The sequence below is a fragment of the Candidatus Thiodiazotropha endolucinida genome, assembly GCF_001715975.1.
GTDB lineage: Bacteria > Pseudomonadota > Gammaproteobacteria > Chromatiales > Chromatiaceae > Thiodiazotropha > Thiodiazotropha endolucinida.
The window spans coordinates 76368-95764 of record NZ_MARB01000016.1; the positions used below are offsets into that span (position 1 = coordinate 76368).

The 19397-nt window shown below is 50.2% G+C and carries 16 protein-coding genes; 12 read left to right on the plus strand and 4 right to left on the minus strand.

The features are described 5' to 3' along the window. Nucleotides 1-58 precede the first annotated feature (58 nt). The 8 genes from CODIS_RS13980 to CODIS_RS14015 all read left to right on the plus strand — a co-directional run bounded on the left by CODIS_RS13980 (nt 59) and on the right by CODIS_RS14015 (nt 9864). Nucleotides 59-424, plus strand: coding sequence for a four helix bundle protein (locus CODIS_RS13980; protein ID WP_069126332.1), 366 nt, complete (start codon nt 59-61; stop codon nt 422-424). Nucleotides 425-488: 64 nt separating this feature from the next. After that, the gene (locus tag CODIS_RS13985; protein ID WP_069126334.1) at nt 489-2348 is read left to right on the plus strand and encodes an FAD-dependent oxidoreductase; all 1860 of its coding nucleotides are present in this window, start codon (nt 489-491) and stop codon (nt 2346-2348) included. A 133-nt stretch (nt 2349-2481) separates the two neighbouring features. Beyond that, nucleotides 2482-2985 (plus strand): ferritin family protein, encoded by a 504-nt coding sequence (locus CODIS_RS13990; RefSeq protein WP_069126337.1) that lies wholly within the window; start codon nt 2482-2484, stop codon nt 2983-2985. 177 nt (nt 2986-3162) lie between these two features. Then, on the plus strand, nt 3163-4593 hold the full coding sequence (locus CODIS_RS13995; RefSeq protein WP_162420228.1) for a TolC family protein: 1431 nt from the start codon (nt 3163-3165) through the stop codon (nt 4591-4593). Nucleotides 4594-4613: 20 nt separating this feature from the next. After that, entirely contained in the window at nt 4614-5516 is a 903-nt protein-coding gene (locus tag CODIS_RS14000; RefSeq protein ID WP_069126342.1) for a phosphate/phosphite/phosphonate ABC transporter substrate-binding protein, read from the plus strand. Continuing rightward, nucleotides 5513-7942, plus strand: coding sequence for a putative bifunctional diguanylate cyclase/phosphodiesterase (locus CODIS_RS14005; RefSeq protein ID WP_069126344.1), 2430 nt, complete (start codon nt 5513-5515; stop codon nt 7940-7942). Before CODIS_RS14000 ends, CODIS_RS14005 begins: the two co-directional genes overlap by 4 nt. Before the next feature lie 273 nt (nt 7943-8215). After that, nucleotides 8216-8932 carry a phosphate/phosphite/phosphonate ABC transporter substrate-binding protein gene (locus CODIS_RS14010; protein WP_162420229.1) on the plus strand — a complete coding sequence of 239 codons (717 nt, stop codon included), beginning with the start codon at nt 8216-8218 and terminating at the stop codon, nt 8930-8932. Then, a complete protein-coding gene (locus tag CODIS_RS14015; RefSeq protein WP_069126350.1) occupies nt 8932-9864 on the plus strand; it encodes a phosphate/phosphite/phosphonate ABC transporter substrate-binding protein in 933 nt (310 codons plus the stop codon). Before CODIS_RS14010 ends, CODIS_RS14015 begins: the two co-directional genes overlap by 1 nt. A 245-nt stretch (nt 9865-10109) precedes the next feature. On the opposite strand, the gene CODIS_RS14020 is transcribed toward CODIS_RS14015, so the two are convergent. From CODIS_RS14020 to CODIS_RS14030, 3 genes are all read right to left on the minus strand, one after another. Continuing rightward, nucleotides 10110-11462 (minus strand): ATP-binding protein, encoded by a 1353-nt coding sequence (locus CODIS_RS14020; protein ID WP_069126351.1) that lies wholly within the window; start codon nt 11460-11462, stop codon nt 10110-10112. Nucleotides 11463-11678: 216 nt separating this feature from the next. Then, nucleotides 11679-12371, minus strand: a complete 693-nt coding sequence (locus CODIS_RS14025; protein WP_305782117.1) for a response regulator transcription factor — start codon at nt 12369-12371, stop codon at nt 11679-11681. Between the two features lie 437 nt (nt 12372-12808). After that, complete coding sequence (locus CODIS_RS14030; RefSeq protein ID WP_154723133.1) at nt 12809-13162, minus strand: hypothetical protein; 354 nt, start codon at nt 13160-13162, stop codon at nt 12809-12811. A gap of 233 nt (nt 13163-13395) precedes the next feature. Here CODIS_RS14030 and lexA point away from each other — a divergent pair, with 233 nt between their 5' ends. The 4 genes from lexA (at nt 13396) to CODIS_RS14050 (ending at nt 17842) form a co-directional block, all read left to right on the plus strand. Further along, nucleotides 13396-13995, plus strand: a complete 600-nt coding sequence (gene lexA / locus CODIS_RS14035; RefSeq protein WP_069126356.1) for a transcriptional repressor LexA — start codon at nt 13396-13398, stop codon at nt 13993-13995. Beyond that, nucleotides 13996-15297: a DNA polymerase Y family protein gene (locus CODIS_RS14040; RefSeq protein WP_235615227.1), complete on the plus strand. Its 1302-nt coding sequence runs from the start codon at nt 13996-13998 to the stop codon at nt 15295-15297. Then, on the plus strand, nt 15297-15713 hold the full coding sequence (locus tag CODIS_RS14045) for a hypothetical protein (RefSeq protein ID WP_069126358.1): 417 nt from the start codon (nt 15297-15299) through the stop codon (nt 15711-15713). Before CODIS_RS14040 ends, CODIS_RS14045 begins: the two co-directional genes overlap by 1 nt. Nucleotides 15714-16015: 302 nt before the next feature. After that, on the plus strand, nt 16016-17842 hold the full coding sequence (locus CODIS_RS14050; RefSeq protein ID WP_069126361.1) for a diguanylate cyclase: 1827 nt from the start codon (nt 16016-16018) through the stop codon (nt 17840-17842). Nucleotides 17843-17957: 115 nt separating this feature from the next. On the opposite strand, the gene CODIS_RS14055 is transcribed toward CODIS_RS14050, so the two are convergent. Continuing rightward, complete coding sequence (locus CODIS_RS14055; RefSeq protein ID WP_069126364.1) at nt 17958-19385, minus strand: peptidyl-prolyl cis-trans isomerase; 1428 nt, start codon at nt 19383-19385, stop codon at nt 17958-17960. Nucleotides 19386-19397 lie beyond the last annotated feature (12 nt).

Below are 19397 nucleotides of genomic sequence, written 5' to 3' on the forward strand. Positions count from 1 at the left end.
GTTTTGAGTTGTGAGTTTTTAGTGCTTAGTTAATGAAGAGTCACAGGGAGGTGGCTGAATGAATAAGAACAGGCATATTTCGAAGGAGAAGAGTTTCGAATTTGCAATAAGAGTGGTGCATTTGGCAAGGTACCTGCAACATGAGAAGAAGGAGTTTGTGCTTTCGAAGCAAGTGCTGCGTTCAGGCACCAGCATTGGTGCAAATATTGAAGAGGCGAGGGCCGGGGAATCGAGAAAGGATTTCAAATCAAAAATGTCCATCGCATCAAAAGAGGCGCGTGAGACTTTGTATTGGCTCAAATTATTGAAACAGACAGAATATCTTGAACAACGCATGGCTGATTCATTAATTCGAGATTGTGAAGAACTGGTTTCTCTTTTGACATCCATCGTCAAAACTACAGCAATGGTAAGCAATACATGAACATCCACTTCTTCAATACCCATTCAAAATGCACCAAAGCACAAACGGCGCAGAGAGCCCTGATATGAGCGACACAACTCAAAACTCAAAACTCAAAATTCAAAACTCGATAGCAATCGCACACGAGGACCACGGCTCCATCCTCTCCCCGTTAAAGGCACTCCAGTTTTTCGCCCGCAAACCCGTAACCGTACCACTGGAACCCAGACCGGCGGCAGCAAACTATCGCGGTTTTCACCTGAATGATCACGAGAAGTGCATTGGATGCAGTTCCTGCCAAAAGGTGTGCGACAATGCCGCGATCACCATGGTGAAGGTCCCTCACCTGCCGGAAGATCCGGTCAACGGCATTCGCAACCTCCGCCCCGCCATCGACTACGGACGTTGTTGCTGGTGCGCCCTGTGCGTCGATATCTGTCCCACCGGGGCGATCTCGCTCTCCAGGGAGTATGTCCACACCTGTACCCAGGCAGAGATCGACAGCTATTTCATTCTGCCCGACGAAACCGGTCTTCACGGCAAATACTACGGCCTGGGCTGGCAGAAGAGTGTCGACTCCGATCTGCTTGACCTGGAAAGGCAAGCGATGGAAGAACTGGTGCCTGAGGCCAGGATCGACAACTTCGATGAGATCGTCCATGGATACAGTGAGCAACAGGCCGTGATTGAGGCCTCGCGCTGCGTCCAGTGCGGTATGTGCCACGACGCCTGCCCGACTCATATGGATGCGCCGGAATACATCCGCGCTATCTGGCAGGGGAAACCTGAAGAGGCGGTACGCTGGATCTACAATTCAAATCCCTTTTCCCATGTCTGCGGCCGCGTCTGTACCCACCGATGCGAAGAGGCCTGTTCCATAGGCCGGCGGGGTGAACCGGTCGCCATTCGCTGGCTTAAGCGATACGCCATGGATGCGGTTGATCACGATCGAGTCAAACAGATCGTCGCGGAACAGAAGGCCGACTATCTGAGTGGCAAACAGATTGCAATTATCGGTGCCGGGCCTGCCGGTCTCACAGCCGCATTCGATCTGGTGCGAAAGGGCCATCAGGTAACCGTATTCGAGGCCAGGGATGCAGCGGGCGGCATGCCCAGATACGGTATTCCTTCCTATCGTCTGCCCTACGATATGCTTGACCGGGACATCGATGTCATCACATCGATGGGTGTGAAAATCAAGACCAATACCCGGGTTGGCGTGGATATCAGCATGCAGCAGCTGCAAGCCGATCACGATGCGGTCGTTCTGGCGATCGGCCTGCACCTGGGACGCTCGACCCGGATACCTGGAGCGGATCATAAACAGGTCGTCAAGGCAGTGGATCTGCTACGCATGATTACCAACGATGAGAAATTCAAACTGCCGAAAAAGGCCGTTGTGATCGGTGGCGGCAATGTGGCCATGGACATCGCCCGCAGCATCGCTCGCATGCAGCGGCGTGCACATGGGCAGGTGACAGTGACGGTAACCGCCCTGGAAGACAAGGCGCACTTCCTGGCCGACCCTGTGGAAGTCAAAGAGTGTCTCGAGGAGGAGATCGAAATATTCGATGCGCGGGGCCCGCAGGCCTGCATTATCGAAAGAGGCCGTCTGAAGGGTCTGAAGACCTGGAAGGTCCGCTCGATTTTCGATGATCAGGGTCGCTTTTCACCCGCCTATGACGAAACTGACGAGCAGATCCACGAAGGTGACATGGTGATCGAGGCTATTGGCCAGATGTCGGATATCTCGTTACTCGGAGAAACCCTTAGTGAAGAACTGGAGTGGCACCGGGGACGTCTCAAAGTGGATGAAAACGGCCGCACATCGGTCGATTGGCTCTGGGCCGCCGGCGACTGTGTCAATGGGCCGGACGTGGTGCATGCGGTTGCCGACGGCCACCGGGTGGCGGCAAGTATTGAAACATGGCTTGATAAAAAATAGTTTTGAGTTGTGAGTTTTTAGATCTAAGTTAACACGTGCGCATAGCACACGCGTTTGTTCGAACAAGAAGAAATCGTGAGCGAAGCGAACTCACCCAACTTAAAAACTTAAAACTCATACAGCGGGGTTGGTTATGAAAGAAGGACAGAGTAGCGGTTACGAAAAGCTGCAATCGAAAAAAAGCCTGGGAGAAATTCTCGAGGTTGCGATCGAGTTCGAACGGACCGCACGGGACTTCTATACAGCCTTGATCCCCAAGGTCAGCAAGCAGATCCGCTACTTGGTGGAGGAACTCGCCGACGAGGAACAGCGCCATTTCGATCTCTTCAACGAGCTCAGGTCACGGCCCGATATCGAGCATCATATTCAGGCTATGGTTGAGACGCCGGCCAGCGACAAACGCTTTTCGGATTGCATCCATCTCCCGGAACTGGGGGAAAAGCCCGATGACCAGGCGGTGTTGCAATATGCGCTGGGCCGCGAACACGCAGCCATGGAGCAGTACCATGCACTGGCAGAAAGCACCGAAACGGGACCGGTCAAGGATCTGTTTATGTTCCTCGCCAACGAGGAGACCCTGCATAAGAACCAGTTGGAAAAACTCTATTACGAGACGATCCACAGTGGTGGGGTTTAATAGCCCAAAAAGAATATGAGAATTAGCTTATTTGCTACAAACCCATATTGGATCTAGTCTAACATCATTGTAGTAAATGGAACACTACACCTCTTGGTTGGCAAGCTAAGAAGGACTCTGTTGACAGTTTGCATAGTGCGTTCATGGCAGAAGCCTATGCTTAGTGCAGAGGATAACGTGAAAAAACGACTCATAGGGCAGGCTGTTCAGCCTGTCTCGCTTTTGTTTGAGCTTTTAACGGCACTTTCAGGTTTATTACTTTTATTCCTTTTATATGCGTCACTCAACCCGGTTTTGGCTAATGACGTCAAGTCGTACACACTTGATGAGGCGGTTGCCACGGCGTTGGAAAAGAATCGACTGAAGGTCATTTCACAAAAATCGGTGGCGATTGCGGAAGCCCAGTACCAACAGGCCCGCTCCACCTTTTGGCCAACACTCAGCCTGAACGCCAATTTCATTCGCCGGGACGAGACCGCTATATTCGAGTTCCCGGCCCAGCGATTCGATGTGGCGCCCGGCATGCTGCCGCCGGTGGAAGTGCCTGCGCTGGATGTGGATCTGTTGGGCAGGGACACCTCCCACTACTCACTCGAAATGACTTACCCGCTGTATACCGGGGGTAAGCGTTCCAGTCTGATCGAACAGGCACGACTCGGTGTCGATATTGCCACCAAAGAGGTTCATCGAACCAATCTGCAGATCGTGCAGGATGTGAAACGCTATTACTATGCCGCACTCTATACCCGGCAGCTTGCAGCCCTGGCCGAAGATATCACCATCTCCTTCGAAGTGTTGAGAGACATCACCCAGGCCTTCTACGACGGCGGTTCAGAATCGGTCAACAAACTCGACCTGCTGCAAAGCAAGCTCGCACATACCCTGGCTGAGGCGACCTATGAAGAACTTGCAGCAAAACACCAGGCTGCCCTGGCCGCACTGTCCTTTACCATGGGACTCGAATGGCAGGAACAGATTCAGCTCGGCACACAGGAGTATCCGGACCCTGCGAACAGTCTTGAGCTTGACCGGCTGATCGGTCAGGCAGAGAAATTCAATCCCCAGATTGAACAGCTGGCGCTGGCCGTGGAGGCCTATGAGGCCAAAGTGGACGAAGCCAGGAGTGACCACTACCCTACCATCGGCCTGATGGCCTCTGTGGATGAGTTCAATAATGAACTGGATGGTGGCCTGAGTGTTGAAGAAAACGAACACGCCTGGCAGTTGGCCATCGGTATGGAACTGAAGTTGTTTGACGGCGGCCTGATCAAACAGCGTGTTGCGGCAGCCAAAGCGAAAAAGGCTCAAAAAGAGCAGCAGAGGCTACTGCTCAGTGAAAGCACCGCGACACAGATCAAACACCTTTTCATCAAGACCGGAGCTGCCCACAAGCAGGTCGACATCACCCAACAGGCAGTCGAGACCTCGCAACAAAACCTTGACCTGAGCAATCGCGCCTACCAGACCGGCGCGGTGAAAACCGAAAAGATCATCGAGGCAAATCTGCTGGATGCCATGGTACGCGCCAACCTTGCCCGCGCCACTCATGATCAGGCGCTCCATCTGGCTGAAATTGCCTACCTCTTGGGGAGCGAGGTTATCGAGTAAATCACCATAGTCTCTGTGTCGTGAAAATACATCCCATCAATCACCATGGATTGAACTGGATCATTGGACTGATTATGTTGGCATCGCTCTCCGCCGTTGCCGACAATCATAATATCATGCGTGTCGGCGGTAGCGCTGAGTCGATATATGATTCCCGGATCACAGACGTGGAGATCCTCTTCACCGTGCTTTTCAATGAGATGTTCAAGGATCATAATGAAGAGTTCAGGATCAAGATCTATGACACCGATCAGGCACTAACCAGGGAACTTGCCGCCGGTAATCTTGATGCAGTATTCATGGATACTGTGCTCTATCTCGACAATTTTGAACACCTTCATCCTGAGATCGCATTTGCCGTTCAGCACGGTCAATCCATTAAACCGAAATATATTCTGCTTGTAAGGCGCAACAGCGGAATTGACTCTTTGCATGAGTTGCAAAATAAAAAAATCATCATTCCCTCGGGACATGCTGTGGGCAAGCGCTTTCTAGATGTCGAACTGATGCATGCTGGTCTACCTGTTTCGAATGATCATTTTTCCGAAATACGGCAGACCAAGGAGTCGAATACAGCTATCATTAAACTCTTTTTCAACCAGGTAGATGCGGCGCTGGTCACCGATTTTTCCTATGAAGTCGCCAGCGAGCTGAATCTACAAATTCCCCAAAGTTTGGAGATAATCGAAACATCTCCGCCATTTATTCACATGGTTATTTCTGTACGAAAGGATTTCCCCAGGCATCGTATCGATAAAATATTTCCCTATCTTGAAAATCTCGAAGAGATTCCCCGCCTGCAATATTTAAGAAAGAGTTTCCGGTTTCAGGGACTGCACAGGATCAGTACGGACGAGGTATACGATGTACGCCAGTTAAGTGACAAGTATGTCCGCCTGAGAAGCGAGAGAGAAATCCCATGAAGCAAACCACAATATTCAAACACCTCTTCAAGAGAGTCGCATTGATTCTGTTGAGTGTCAATTTGCTTTTCTCCATCCTTCTATTACCAATATACAAAGACAAGCTGGTGCGGATGATCGCCATCCAGGGAGACACATTCGCCAACTCGACGATAGCCGCATGCAGTGAAGCGCTATATACGGAAGACTTCAGCTTTATCATCTCTTATGTCAACAAGGTACTGCAACAAACACCGGAAATATCTTTTGTGACATTCACCTCGGTCAAAGGTCGGACGATCAAGCTCACAAACGACGGCTGGAATGTTGAAAGCGTGGAAAAGAGCCTGGATTTTTCACAATTCAAGAATTCATCGCCCTATAAGATAGAACATGTGAAGAGTGGTAATAATGCTTTTGTCTTTACCAAACCGATCAATATCAGCGGCCTCGAATGGGGAATCTTCTCACTTGGTTTGGCTGATACGGAATACGAGGCCTTGTTGTTCAGCTATTTCCAGAATGTCCTGATATTCAGTTTTTTGCTTGTCTTCATATCCCTATTACTGTTGCATGGCAGCTCTCTGAAGCTAGGGCAACAACTGGCCAACCTACGTCATACTGCCAACAGACTGGCGCATGGCGAACTTACTGCTCGCGCGCCCACCAATGCGATCGGTGAAGTCAGCGTACTTGCCAATACGCTTAACGGCATGGCACAAAGTCTGGACAGGAACACCAGGGATTTACGCCGCCTCGCACGCCTTGTTGAAGACACCAATGACGCCATTGCCATATTCGATCAGAACGACAAGATAATATTCGTCAATGCCGCATTGAAAAATATCATCAACCAGAATGATGACTACTTCAATGGCATGTCACTCTTCACTTTTCTCAATCATTTGAAAGTAGGCCGAAACAAGCAACTCGAAATCGCAAATGAATTCTCCAGTGTAGACCAACATGACTGGTCGACCGATATCACTATCAGAACACTCAAACACAATCTGACCCACATGACCATGCGCATCGAGCGCTTTGATATCGATGAAATCGATAGCGGAGGCTACTTTGTCATTCTCTCCGACATAACCCGGCGTAAACAACTCGAACACGAACTGGAAGTCCTTGCCTATATCGACAAATTGACGAAACTACCCAACCGCCGCTACTTCATGGATCGTCTCACCGAGGCAGTCGAGGAATCTGAAGCTTTCGATAGCGGCCTAGCCGTCTTTTTTCTCGACCTGGACAACTTTAAGATCATCAATGATTCTCTCGGCCATGAGGTTGGCGACGTTGTATTGAGCGAAGCCGGTTGGCGCATCCAGGAGGCTCTTCGCAGTGATGATATCGTATGCCGCCTGGGCGGTGACGAATTCACTGCCATCATTAAGGGTGTGAATAATAGAAAATCCATCAGCCAGGTTGCTGCAGCCATCTTGAAGCGCTTTCAATTACCGATCTATAGCAATGATCGTGAATTACGCGTCAGCGCCAGTATTGGCGTAGTGATTTATCCAGATGACGGGCTCAACACAAAAGAGTTGATCAAGAATGCCGACACAGCCATGTATGCGGCTAAAAAAAGCGGTAAGAATGCGTACCGGTTCTTTTCCGAGGAGATGCATCATGACATTCGTGACTATCTCGACATAGAAGGAGCGTTGAGACAAGCTATTGCTTCAACCGGGCTCTATCTGGTCTACCAGCCTTTCATCAATTCCGATGACGGTGAGATCCATCACTGTGAAGCTCTGCTACGCTGGAAACAACCTGAACGCGGTTTGATACCACCGGGTAAATTCATCCCGATTGCCGAACAGTCAGGCTTGATCGGCGAAATCGGCCAATGGGTTTTCGCTAAAGTCTGTCAACAAATCAAGGCATGGGATTTTGATATAAATGTTTCCATCAATGTATCGGGCAGTGAGTTGCTGGACAATCACTTTGCGGAACGTTTACATAACACTCTCATCGAATATGACATCTCTCCTCACAATATTCAGCTTGAGTTCACGGAACATGTCCTGGTCAGTAAGGAGGGCAAGAATCTTCCTATACTGAATCAATTGAAAAGAATGGGTTTCAATCTGGCGGTTGACGATTTCGGTACCGGGTTTTCATCACTCAGTTATCTTACCGAACTGCCCATCGATGTCATAAAAATCGATAAATCGTTTATCAGCAGGATACCCCACGATCGCAAAACTGTCGCGGTATCGAAATCCATCATCTCTCTGGCACACAATCTGGAGATTCTAACCATAGGTGAAGGTGTTGAAAACCAGGCCCAGGTTGAATGGCTGAGAGCTCATGATTGCAAGTTGATTCAGGGCTACTATTTCTACAAACCGATGAGCGCCAGTGAACTTGAGGCACTGATCTGTAAAACCAATGTCACACTGTTCGATCCTCAACGAAAAAAACGGAAGACCACATGATCAGCTAATTCAGCTCCAAGCCAATGTACACAACCAATTGAAAATTAAAAAACTGCATTTCAGCTGACCATGAAATACCGAGTAGCCTATTCCTACCTACTAAGTTGTTGTTTACTATTGACAACGATACTGACTCATTCTGCCCCTCTCCCTGATCGCTATACCGATAATCCCAGTATCGGCTATTTCGGCCGCATGTCTAAAATACTGTTTGACGCCAACGTAACGGACACTACGATTGCCACTGATATGATCATCAGAAAGGTCTTCGGTATGATGGATATGAAATCCGAGATCAAGATTTACGAGGATAGAAATGCACTGATTCATGATTTATCGGAAAACCGTGTTGACGCCGTCTTCACCAACACTATCGACCACTTTGCATTGGATCATCTTATCAACTCAGACTATATTTATACACTCATCTACGGATCGAGCGCCCATCAAAAAGCATATCTGTTGACCCGTAAAAAGGACCGTATCAAAAATCTTGTGGATTTGCGCGGAAAGAAAATTTCCATACCGAATGGCCATGATCTCGGCAGGCTTTTTCTGGATGTCGAATTGAGAAAACAGGGACTTCCAGGTCTTGACAATTATTTTTCCAGCATCAAACAGACTATAGATACCAACACAGCAGTAGTCGATCTCTTTTTTGGGAAATCCGACTGTGCACTGGTCTCGGACGTCGCTTTTGAACTGGCAGCTGAACTGAACAAACAGATACCTCAGGATCTGAAGGTACTCATCGCGTCCGACTACATGATTCCACAGATTATTGCCATTAATAAAAATGTCCCACATTCCATATTCAAAAAAGTTGACGAATTTCTCGTCAAGGCTCATGAAAATCCACGGATCAAGCACCTACTCTCCCTGTTTCGCGCCAAGAAATTCGTCAAACTTGAACAGAACCAGTTAATTGAAAGCCGTAGTTTATTGGATGAACATGAGGTACTTTTGAAGCAAGCTGGGACCACTAAATAGTGATCACATCGTCAGTTAATCGTCCGATCATCAATATATTACAGCAAGGTTTTGTAATTGGCTTGAACCTGGCACTGCTCTCCGGTCATGAGAGCTGTCTCGCCGATCCATACGATCGGGATACCGCCTATATCGGCATCATGTCTCGTTTGATGTTTTCGACCGACCTCAACGATACCCGAATTGCAACCGAGTTGGTTTTCACCGAGTTCATGAAAAACATAGGTAAAAAGGGCGAGTTTTTCGACTTCGATTCACCCAATGATGTGATTAAAGCGATGCAACAGCATAGACTTGACGCGGTCCTGACCGACACTCTGGACTACCTGAAAATCGACCACATGGTTAATCAAAACCACCGTTACTCAGTCGTTTTTGGACCGCGTAAATTACAGAAAATAGTTCTTCTGACCCGGCGTTCAGACAAGATCAGCAGCCTGGAGCAACTGAGACAAAAGCGGTTGACCCACCCTTCCGGCATTAACCTCGGACTATTGTTTCTCGATGTGGCACTGATGAAAGAAAGGCTTCCCATCGCCAAGCGGTTTTTCTCCACATCCACACCGGTCGGCGATGTCAACACTGCAATCATTGACCTGTTTTTCAACAAAGCCGATGCTGCCCTGGTCACTGATTTTTCCTTTGATACCGCCAGTGAATTAAATACGCAGATTGCCAATCATCTGGAGGTCCTGGTCGCCTCGGATCCCATCGTCCCAATGGTCATCGGCATCAATAAATTTGTTCCCTCGGAATTTACCGAAAAAGTCGATGAGATGGCCGCCCGATTACACGAACTACCTAAAACTCTCCATCTGCTTTCCCTTTTCAAAGGGAAAGGTATCGTCAAAATATCCAATCAGGATTTACGCTCGGCCCGTGTGCTCAAAGAGGAGTATGAGAAACTGATAAATTCCGATCAAACAGAATGATTGTGGGCAAAAAAAACCCGCGTGTGGGGAGAACACGCGGGTAAGGGTAAAACAACTTTTCAGTCGTGGTTTATTTCATTCTCGTGACACTCGACTAGATATGAGAGTTTACCGTTTTCTGGATCGATCCCGCAGCGGAAAACACTATCTCGACATTTGTGTTGCCCATGTAGGGGCCAATGGCATTCGCTGTCGGCTGTTCGTCAGGCAGTCCTATGGCTCTCAGATAACCTAGCAGGAGATCATTAAGGTTTTCTTAAGCCTGGGAAGAACAGCTTCACAATAAGCCCTTCCCCCTGAACGGGGTCGTTCAAACTGATTTTTCCTTGATGGAGTTCACAGATTTCCTTGACTATTGAAAGGCCCAATCCGGCACCTGTATCTGTCCCTCCAGGCAGGCGATTGAGTCGTTCAAAAACCCATTTTTTCTTGTCATCCGGTATACCCGGTCCCTCATCCTCAACGGTGACTGCCACACCACCATCGGTATGGGCGATTGTGATCGTGACATGACGCTTGTTGGGGGTAAATTTTATGGCGTTGTTGACCAGGTTGCCGAGTAACAGTCCGATCAATTCCCGGTTACCCACCATGGTGACGGGTTCAGCACACTCCAGCGCCATATCGATCTCTTTACTCAAGGCCTGTGGTGAGATGTCCGCCAAGACCTCTTGCGCCAACATATCGAGATCCAGTTCAGTAAAGTTACTACGGATCTTTCCCGGTTCAATAGAAGACAGCACCAGCAATTGATTAATCACATGATTAAGACGACTCAGGCCTTTTTTAATCTGCTCAAACACACTTTTTCCATGTGCTTCCTTATCACCGTCTTTGCTTGACTGAAGCTGGACGAGCATACCGGCTATCGGTGTCCGTAACTCATGCGCCACATCAGCGGTAAACCGGCTGTTTCGATCGATGGCCAGCTTCAATCTCACCAACAATCCATTCAGCGCATCCAACATTCCAGCTATTTCCTTGGGTACATGAGTCGGATGAACGGGACTGAGATGGTCGTAGTCACGTTCTCTGATCAGGCGCGTTACCTCTCTCAGCGGTCGCAGGCCCTGATGCACGATCAACCAGAGGATTCCCGATAACGGCAGGGCAATCAACAAGGGTTTTATGACATCTACAACAAAATCACGGACCAACACCTGACTTGTCATATGGCTGCGCGCAACCTGCACACGGAAGTCGTGATTCTTCAGATTCATGGTATAGACACGCCATCCCTTGCCATTTATTTCACTGTCTGTATAACCATCGACAATGGAGCCGGAAAGTGGGAAATCGGGTGCTTCCGGACCCCGTATCATCAACCTGTTTTCATGGGACCAGACCTGAAACAGCAACGGAAACCGATAGCCCGACTCACTTAAATCAGTCTGATACTCATCCAGATCAAACTCTTCCGATTCGTGCTCCGTTGCAACCGCAAGGAGTTGGGCAACCAAGGCCAACTCGGCATTGTAGACCCGATTGATCTCACTACCGGCCTTCCACCAGGTAAAATAGAGTATCGTGCCCCATAACAGAAACATCGATACCAATAGCATCAGTAACAGGCGCAGGCTTATGGAACGCACAACCATCTATAACTCCAGAGTATCCGCCACATACCACATAGCAGAGGGTCAAGGTAGAAGAATGAGAATTCGATATGATGCCGGCCCTTGCAAGCATGCCCGGTACGACGTGTCATGGAAATACCGGGGATGGCTGTCAGAGACCTACCGTTACGCGGGATATTTTTACAGACATGGAACGCTTCGTGAAGCTGCCATGAGTCCAGGTCCGGTTAACAGGCCCTAACGTCTTGCCACTCCACCTGCGGGCTTCTCTATCACGTAGCCCACTCCCCTGACAGTGCGTATCGGATGCTCTCCCAACTTCTTACGCAGATGATGAATATGGACTTCGATGGCGTTACTCTCAACATCGTCATCCAGGCAGTATATTTTCTCACTGAGTTTTCTGCGTGACATTACGCGACCCATGTTCTCCATCAGGCTCTGGAGAATATCAAACTCCTTTACCGACAGTGACACTTCGCTGTTCTGTATGGTTACCGTATGGGCAGATGGATCCAGAATAAGATCACCATGACGCAAAATCTCTTCTTCCTGACCACTGTGGCGACGGTGGAGCGCGCGAATACGCGCACATAGCTCTTCGATATCGAATGGCTTGACCACATAGTCATCCGCACCGCCATCCAGCGCCTGTACGCGATCGACAACCTCGGAGCGTGCCGTCAATACAAGGACGGGAATCTGATTTCCATCCGAGCGGAGACGGGCCAAGACCTCCAATCCGGAGAGCCAGGGTATGTTTAAATCGAGCAACAACACATCATACCGGGTAGTCTTCAAAGACTGCATGGCTGAGAGACCATCGCGTACCCAGTCGATCGACAATCCACGCCGCGTCAACACGGTCTGGATGCCATCGCCCAACATTTCATCGTCTTCGACAAGCAGCAGATTTATCGCACTTGACATAAATCCCCCACGCAACAATTTTTTACTCTGACCAATCAGGTGGATGCGGGACAATCCCACCCTGCCACAGCAGGTTTTCTCCTGTTCGTGCTGCTCCTTACTGACTTAAGTTCGCATACCGTAAAGATTAGTATTAATTTCTACTTTATCAGCCCGGCAGGCCCTTAATTGGGAATTATATACCAATTTCACGCAATAACAGTAATCAATATTTGCGATTTATGACTGATTTCGCGAATTCTATTCCCTACGCTTCGCCCAAAGCCATGGCACCCATGTATGCCATATAATATTTGTTATTGATTTGAAAGTACTTTTTTATTACGAGCCCGGTCACTTGACTCAGTCCGCATCAGGCCTCCACGCATGAACACGCTTCTGCTCTGTTCGAATCCATATCTATACCTGAGCCGCCAATAGTTGGCAGACACAGGCATTCAGACGAGAAGAAAGAAGGCTACAGCGGCGGCGGTCACCAGACTGATGGTGGTGGGAAGGGTCACCAGCATGTCACCGGAGCCCAACATTAGATAGGCGGTTTCCACCACCAGAATGGCCATGGCTACACCCAGTGCCCGTGGTGTTTGCATCCATCGGGTAACACCGGCCAGTGAGATAAAGGCCAATCCCAGCAGGGCCCCTCCCATCATACCGGCAAACGCATGATTGACCGGCTCAACACTGAAATAGCCGGCGATCAGATGAGGATCGACAATCAGGATCGTTCCCCACACACTCAACATCACGATAGCGAGAATCAGCGCAAGACGCTGCAGGGTCCGGTTAGGCATGATTATCCCCAAATATCTTTTATTTATCATGAGAATATAGAGAATTTCTCCATCAATTACAAAGAACTTTGTTTAATTTTGAATTGTAAATTGTGGTGTTCGCTTCGCTCACATCTGATTTATAAATAGGGTGTGCGCGTAGCGCACGCACCAATTCAAAATTCACCCCCTATCCAGAGTTCTCCTAATGTTCTATACTCCAAAACATCGAATGGAACATTTGGAGAACGAATATGCTGACCCCTACCCAGGACCGGGCCCTGACCTTTATCCGCCGCTACCTGAAAAGGCGGGGATACGCCCCTTCGCTGATTGAGATTGCCGAAGGCATCGGCATCAGTTCCAAAGGCACCGCCCATCGCCATGTGCAGGCCCTGGCCGAGGCGGGCGCTATACGCCTGATAGCCGGACGTAAGCGTGGCATCGAACTGGTGGAAACGGCACAGGCGTCAAAACTGAGCCTGCCCCTGTTGGGCGCCATTGCCGCAGGTCAGCCCATTGAGGCCATCCCTGGCCAGGACCGCCTCGATCTGGCCGACTACCTGCTCGGCGACAACCGCTATGCCCTGCAGGTCAAAGGAGACTCCATGATCGGTATCGGCATTCTTGATGGAGACCTGGTGATCATAGAGCGCTGTGATACCGCCGAGGATAACGCCATCGTGGTGGCATTGATCGATGACCAGGAAGCCACCCTCAAACGCCTCAGGCGTCTCAAGAGCGGCCGCATCAAACTGATTGCCGAAAACCCCGATATACCCCCCATGATCTATGCGGCAAAGCGGGTACGCATTCAGGGGGTATTGGTGTGTCAGTTAAGGCGATACCAATGAATGGAAAGTGCAGTCATGTTTTACGACAACACCCAGCCCCACGCCTACTGGTCCCGTGCCATGATCCTGGTGGATATGAACGCCTTCTTCTGCAGCGTGGAACAGGTCGACCACCCGGAGCTACAGGGGCGCCCTATCGGTATTACCAACGGCTCCCAGGGGACCTGCATCATCACCAGCTCTTATGAGGCACGCGCCTATGGCGTGCATACCGGCATGCGGCTGAAAGAAGCCCAACGGATCTGTCCCGGTTTTCTACAAATACCGGCCCGCCCGGAGCGCTACGCCCAGGTCTCCTCCCGTATCATGGAGGCGCTCTCAGGCATCACCCCGGACATGGAGATCTTCTCCGTCGATGAAGCCTTCCTCGACATCACCCATTGCCAACGCCTTCTCGGTACCCCGCACCAGATCGCAAAGCGGGTCAAGCAGACGGTGCTGGAGGTCTCCGGGGGGGTACTCTGCTCGGTGGGCGTCAGCGGCGACAGGACCACTGCCAAGTATGCCGCCAAACTCGACAAACCCAACGGCATGACCCTCATCCCCCCGGGCGTGGCGAAGCAGACCCTGACCAGGGTGCCGGTCACTGAATTGTGCGGTATTGCCAAAGGTATCGGCCGCTACCTGGCGGAACGGGGGGTCTATACCTGTGGCGACATGCGCCGCCTGCCTATCGGCGAGATCGGGCGCCGCTTCGGCAACCCGGGACGGCGTATCTGGCTGATGACCCAGGGACTCGATCCCGAGCCGGTGCATACCGATGTCGATGCGCCGAAGTCGATCGGCCATGGCAAGGTCATGCCCCCCAACACCCGTCAGCGCGAGGTGGTCGAAACCTTCCTGTTGCATATGGCGGAGAAGGTAGCCACCCGACTGCGACTGCACCACTTCCGCGCCAGCCTGTTTTACATCGGGGTGCGTATCGACGAGGGCTATCTCAGCCGCAAATATCGCTGTGATCCGCCCACCGACCATGGCCCGACCATCGTCGCCATGTGCCAGGACTTCCTTGATAACCACTGGGCAGGCCAGGGCTGCCACCAGGTACAGATCACCGCCCTCGATCCCAAGTACGCCGACTGCCAGCTCGATTTTCTGCAGCCGGACCACCAACGTCAGGATCGTCTCAACCAGGCCATGGACCATATCAACCAGCGCTACGGTGAATTCACCCTGGCCCCCGTTCGCCTGCTCAGCCGCTCGAAAATGCCCAATGTCATCGCGCCGGCCTGGAAGCCGTTTGGGCACAGGGAAACAATTCTACAGCACCCTACATCCCAATATGTATCGCGGCCTGATTGATGTGCACCGCCGTCCACTACACCCTCAACGGCCAGGAGGTACGCACCAGGTTCCCCAATGCCAAGGCCTGCCTGCCGGTAAAGAACAGGCACGGCGATGCCGACCTGCTACCCTGGGGACGGCGCACCCACCAGCTGGGCAAACTGCCATTGGGGGGCTGGGCCAGACTCGATGCCATCTATGGCGGGCGTTGGGACCGCTGGCGGCCGATTCCGGTAAAACTGCTCATCAGCCAGTTCATGGAGGTGGATATGGAGGGCGCCAGCCACTGGTTCGACGTCACTCCGGGCAAATGGATCCAGGGCCTGGTGGCCCACTGGGAGCACGAAAGACGCGTCTATGTGGTCACCATCACCCCGGAGATGGAAGACGCCGCCTATGAGCGTTGGCCGCGCATACTCAGCCACAGTCGCTGATCAAGGAAAAATACAAGCCGCTAATGAACGCCAATCGTTATGCCAACGGAGCCTGCGTGAGACGCCTCCCTTAACCGGACTCGACTAAGCAACACTGTATTGCACGGGTACAGATCATCTGTGTTAGCCGCCTGCTGGCGTGCATTCCGTAAACCATACTGCTTAGGCCTCTGAAAGATCCAACCCGGTCGACCACGGATTAGAGATTTTACTTTCCTTTACAATATACCAACTCATATTACATCGAATATCCCTATAATTTACTGGGATTTCCTGCTGTTTGGGTTGATATGAAAATAAATATGGTTCTGATGTTGCTTGCAGGGATTCTGGTTGTTATGGCGATTTCCTTTCAATGGAAAATCAGCAGCGATGCTGCGTACGCTTCTGAACTGGAAGCGCAGTATCAGCAAGCGATGGATGATTACAATGAAAATAACATCTACTACTCACCTCAGGCCACGACTCAATGGATCGTCCAACGGCAAAATCCAGCAGGTTACTTTGTCACCAATCCGGACATGCTGTTCGAACCTTCACAGCTCAATAACAGCACACTGCGAGGCACACGCTATGCTATCAGCACCCTGGGAGATCTGAACGGGCTGCACACCATAAATCGACATGCTGTCATTGATTTCATCCTGGGTCTGTACGAAACGGAGATCAAGCAGACTAGGGTGGAAACCTATACCCGATACCAACGCGGTACCCGGTATGATGGATTTAAAACCCTGCCCGGCCAGGACGTCGGGGTGAGGCCAACCATGGATGCCCTCATGATACTTAATAGACTCGACCTTCTGGACGACCCGAGACTGAATCTGGATGGCATCTGGAACTTTATCGTTGCCCATCAAAACGAGGACGGAGGATTCTGGGATGAACATTATCCAAAGCTCCTAAAAGATTCCAGTATGAAGTGCACCTCATTTGCAGCCCGGGCCCTCGCTATACTGAGTCAACATACCGGCCGACCGATACCTGAGAAACTGAGTAAGGGTGTCATTCGATTCGTTCAGAATAATCATGATATTGTTACCGGCGGTTACAGCAGTCAACCAGGGGAGAATTCTGACGATAGCTACAATGCGTTTCGCGCATTCAAATCCATCTGGGATACCACCAATGGCAGTGATGAAATCAAACGTCAGGCAGTTAGCGATTCCATCGACATGAATGCGCTTATTGACTATTTTAATTATAATCACTATTTAGTCGAATTGGGGGGCTATTCCCGCCATAGTAACCTTGAAAATAAAAAAGCCTCGATCAAAGCCACCCACCTGACCGTGTGGCTTTTGCATAACATGCAACTTCTTGACTACGTCGACAAGCAGAGCATAAGCAAGTATGTGATGTCGATGAAAACCCCCGATGGTCAATATGGTGGAGACATTTATACGACTTATTCAGCAATTGGCCTGCTACAGAAAATGGGTATTCCCTCGGCACCAAAACCTGAACCGGAAAAACCGGAAAAGCCGGCGATAATTCCTAGTATCGTACCTACAACGTTCTTCATAACAGCACTGATTACTTTACACCTCGGCTACCAAACTAAAAAATTTGAGTTCAAAACCATCAACAAAGCCCTTATCATTCAGGCGAGCACGGATGCTCTTACCGGCATCTATAATCGGCAGTGTTTCGAGCAAAAACTGAAGCATGAGATTGAAAAATCCTTAAGGTACAAAAGACCTCTGACGACAATCATGTTTGATATCGACAACTTCAAACGGATCAATGACAAGCACGGTCACATTGCTGGAGACACTGTACTCAAAGAAATTTCTGTACTGATAAAAGATGCCCTCAGGGATTCAGATATTTTTGCCCGCTGGGGTGGTGAGGAATTCATTATACTTTCTACTGAAACAGATATTGATGGTGGGCGACAACTTGCAAAAAAAATGCTCGATCTGATAAATGAAAAAGAGTTCACCGTGGTGCAGAAAATATCTGCAAGCTTTGGTGTAACTGAATTCTGTGCTGAAGATAGTATGGAAAGCCTGGTGAAGCGGGTCGATAACGCCATGTTGGAAGCCAAGCGACAGGGCAAAAACAGAATCATCAGCGTGGATGCAAAACTTAACTGTCAGCCGGCCTGTCTGACAAGCGGATTATGATTGCTCCCTAAATCGCTGGAACCTCGCCACTCGATCGGTTACATTCCCAAATTATCGAAGCTGTAGAAAAAGCCAAAATTTTACGTAAGTAATGATAAAATAATGGAAGCAGTCACTATTCCACAAGTGCCTTCATCTCATCCAGGATGAGCTTGGCTCGCTCAGGGTGTTGTTCCATCTCCCTGCTCTTGGCGGTAATCCACTGCGCCTCTTCCTGCAGCAACCGGTTCAGGTTTTCTTCATAGACAACTACCGGATACTCCCGTTTACGCAGTTCGACCACATAGTCGTTGAGACGCTCCTTCAGCAACAGCCGACGGGTCTGTTGCCGGGTATCCGGATCATTGATATCGGTATATTTCGAAACCCTTCGATCAGTCACCCGAATAATATGCCAGCCGGCGGGGGTCTCTACAGGGCCTCCCAACTCGCCGATTTCAAGGGTGAAGGCCAACTCATCCAGGGCGGGAAAGCCACTGCCCTCCTCGACCCAGCCGAAGTCACCCAGGGTTTGCTTTGCCCTTGGATCGATGGAGTGGTTGAGCGCCGCCTGATAGATGGTCAGTTCACCCTTCCCCAGTTTTTCCATAATATCCAGCGCTGTCTTCTCATCCTTCAACACCACCATCTGCAGTTTGCGGTGCTCATTGAAGGTAATGCGCCCTTGATGTTCAGTAAAATAGTCCCGTACCTCCTGCTCCGTCGGCTGCATAGCTTGCGCCAGCGCACTACGATGCTGATTGACCAGGCGTGTCACACTGAATTCGGCCAGGGCGGACTGAAAACCCGGATCCCGATCCAGCCCCGCCTCTCGCCCCTTTTTCGCCAATAGGTAGTTATCTATCAGTCCATTAAGGGTTTTCAGGCGTCTGTTGATATCGATCGAGTTGTTCAAGGTAGTGAGATATTTCTTACTCTCACCCCATGTCATTACGTTACCGTCATACTCGGCGATCACCTGCTCATCGCTGCGTATACCGTCATCTTCAATCTCAAGATGCTTGGTGTGAATCATTACCTTAGTCCCGGCATGCAGATGTTTGCGCAATCCCTGTTTGCGTACCAGGTATTTTGCTTTTTTGACCTTTGCCTCGACCAGGGGACGCATCTTGTCATCCAGCTCGGTATCCTTGGCAAAGTGTTTCTTCACATATTCGGCAATATCTACTTCGCTGACAGCGGAATCCGCTTTCAGGTAGTGTCTGCGATAGAGTCCCGCAAGCATGCCATCGGCATACTCCTGCAACTCCCGTTTGAAATTCGGATCCTCCAGCTTTCCCTTGCCGACGGCATCCAGATAGAGCAGGTTGACACTGATCGCCTTGTCCAGCAGTGTCAGGATCACAGTGCGTCGTTCGGGTGTTCCCAATGCCGGTGTTGACAGGCCCACCACGGCGGTACTGTTCAGTTGTGGGAAGGTGATGATCCGATCGTCAACCCGGGCCAGGATATTGCCATCGGATAGTACAGGCTCTGCTGTAGGTTCTCCCCATGCGGAAGCGGTCAAGAAACAACCGGCCGCCAGTGTTACAAGATTTCTCATTTCTGCCTCCGA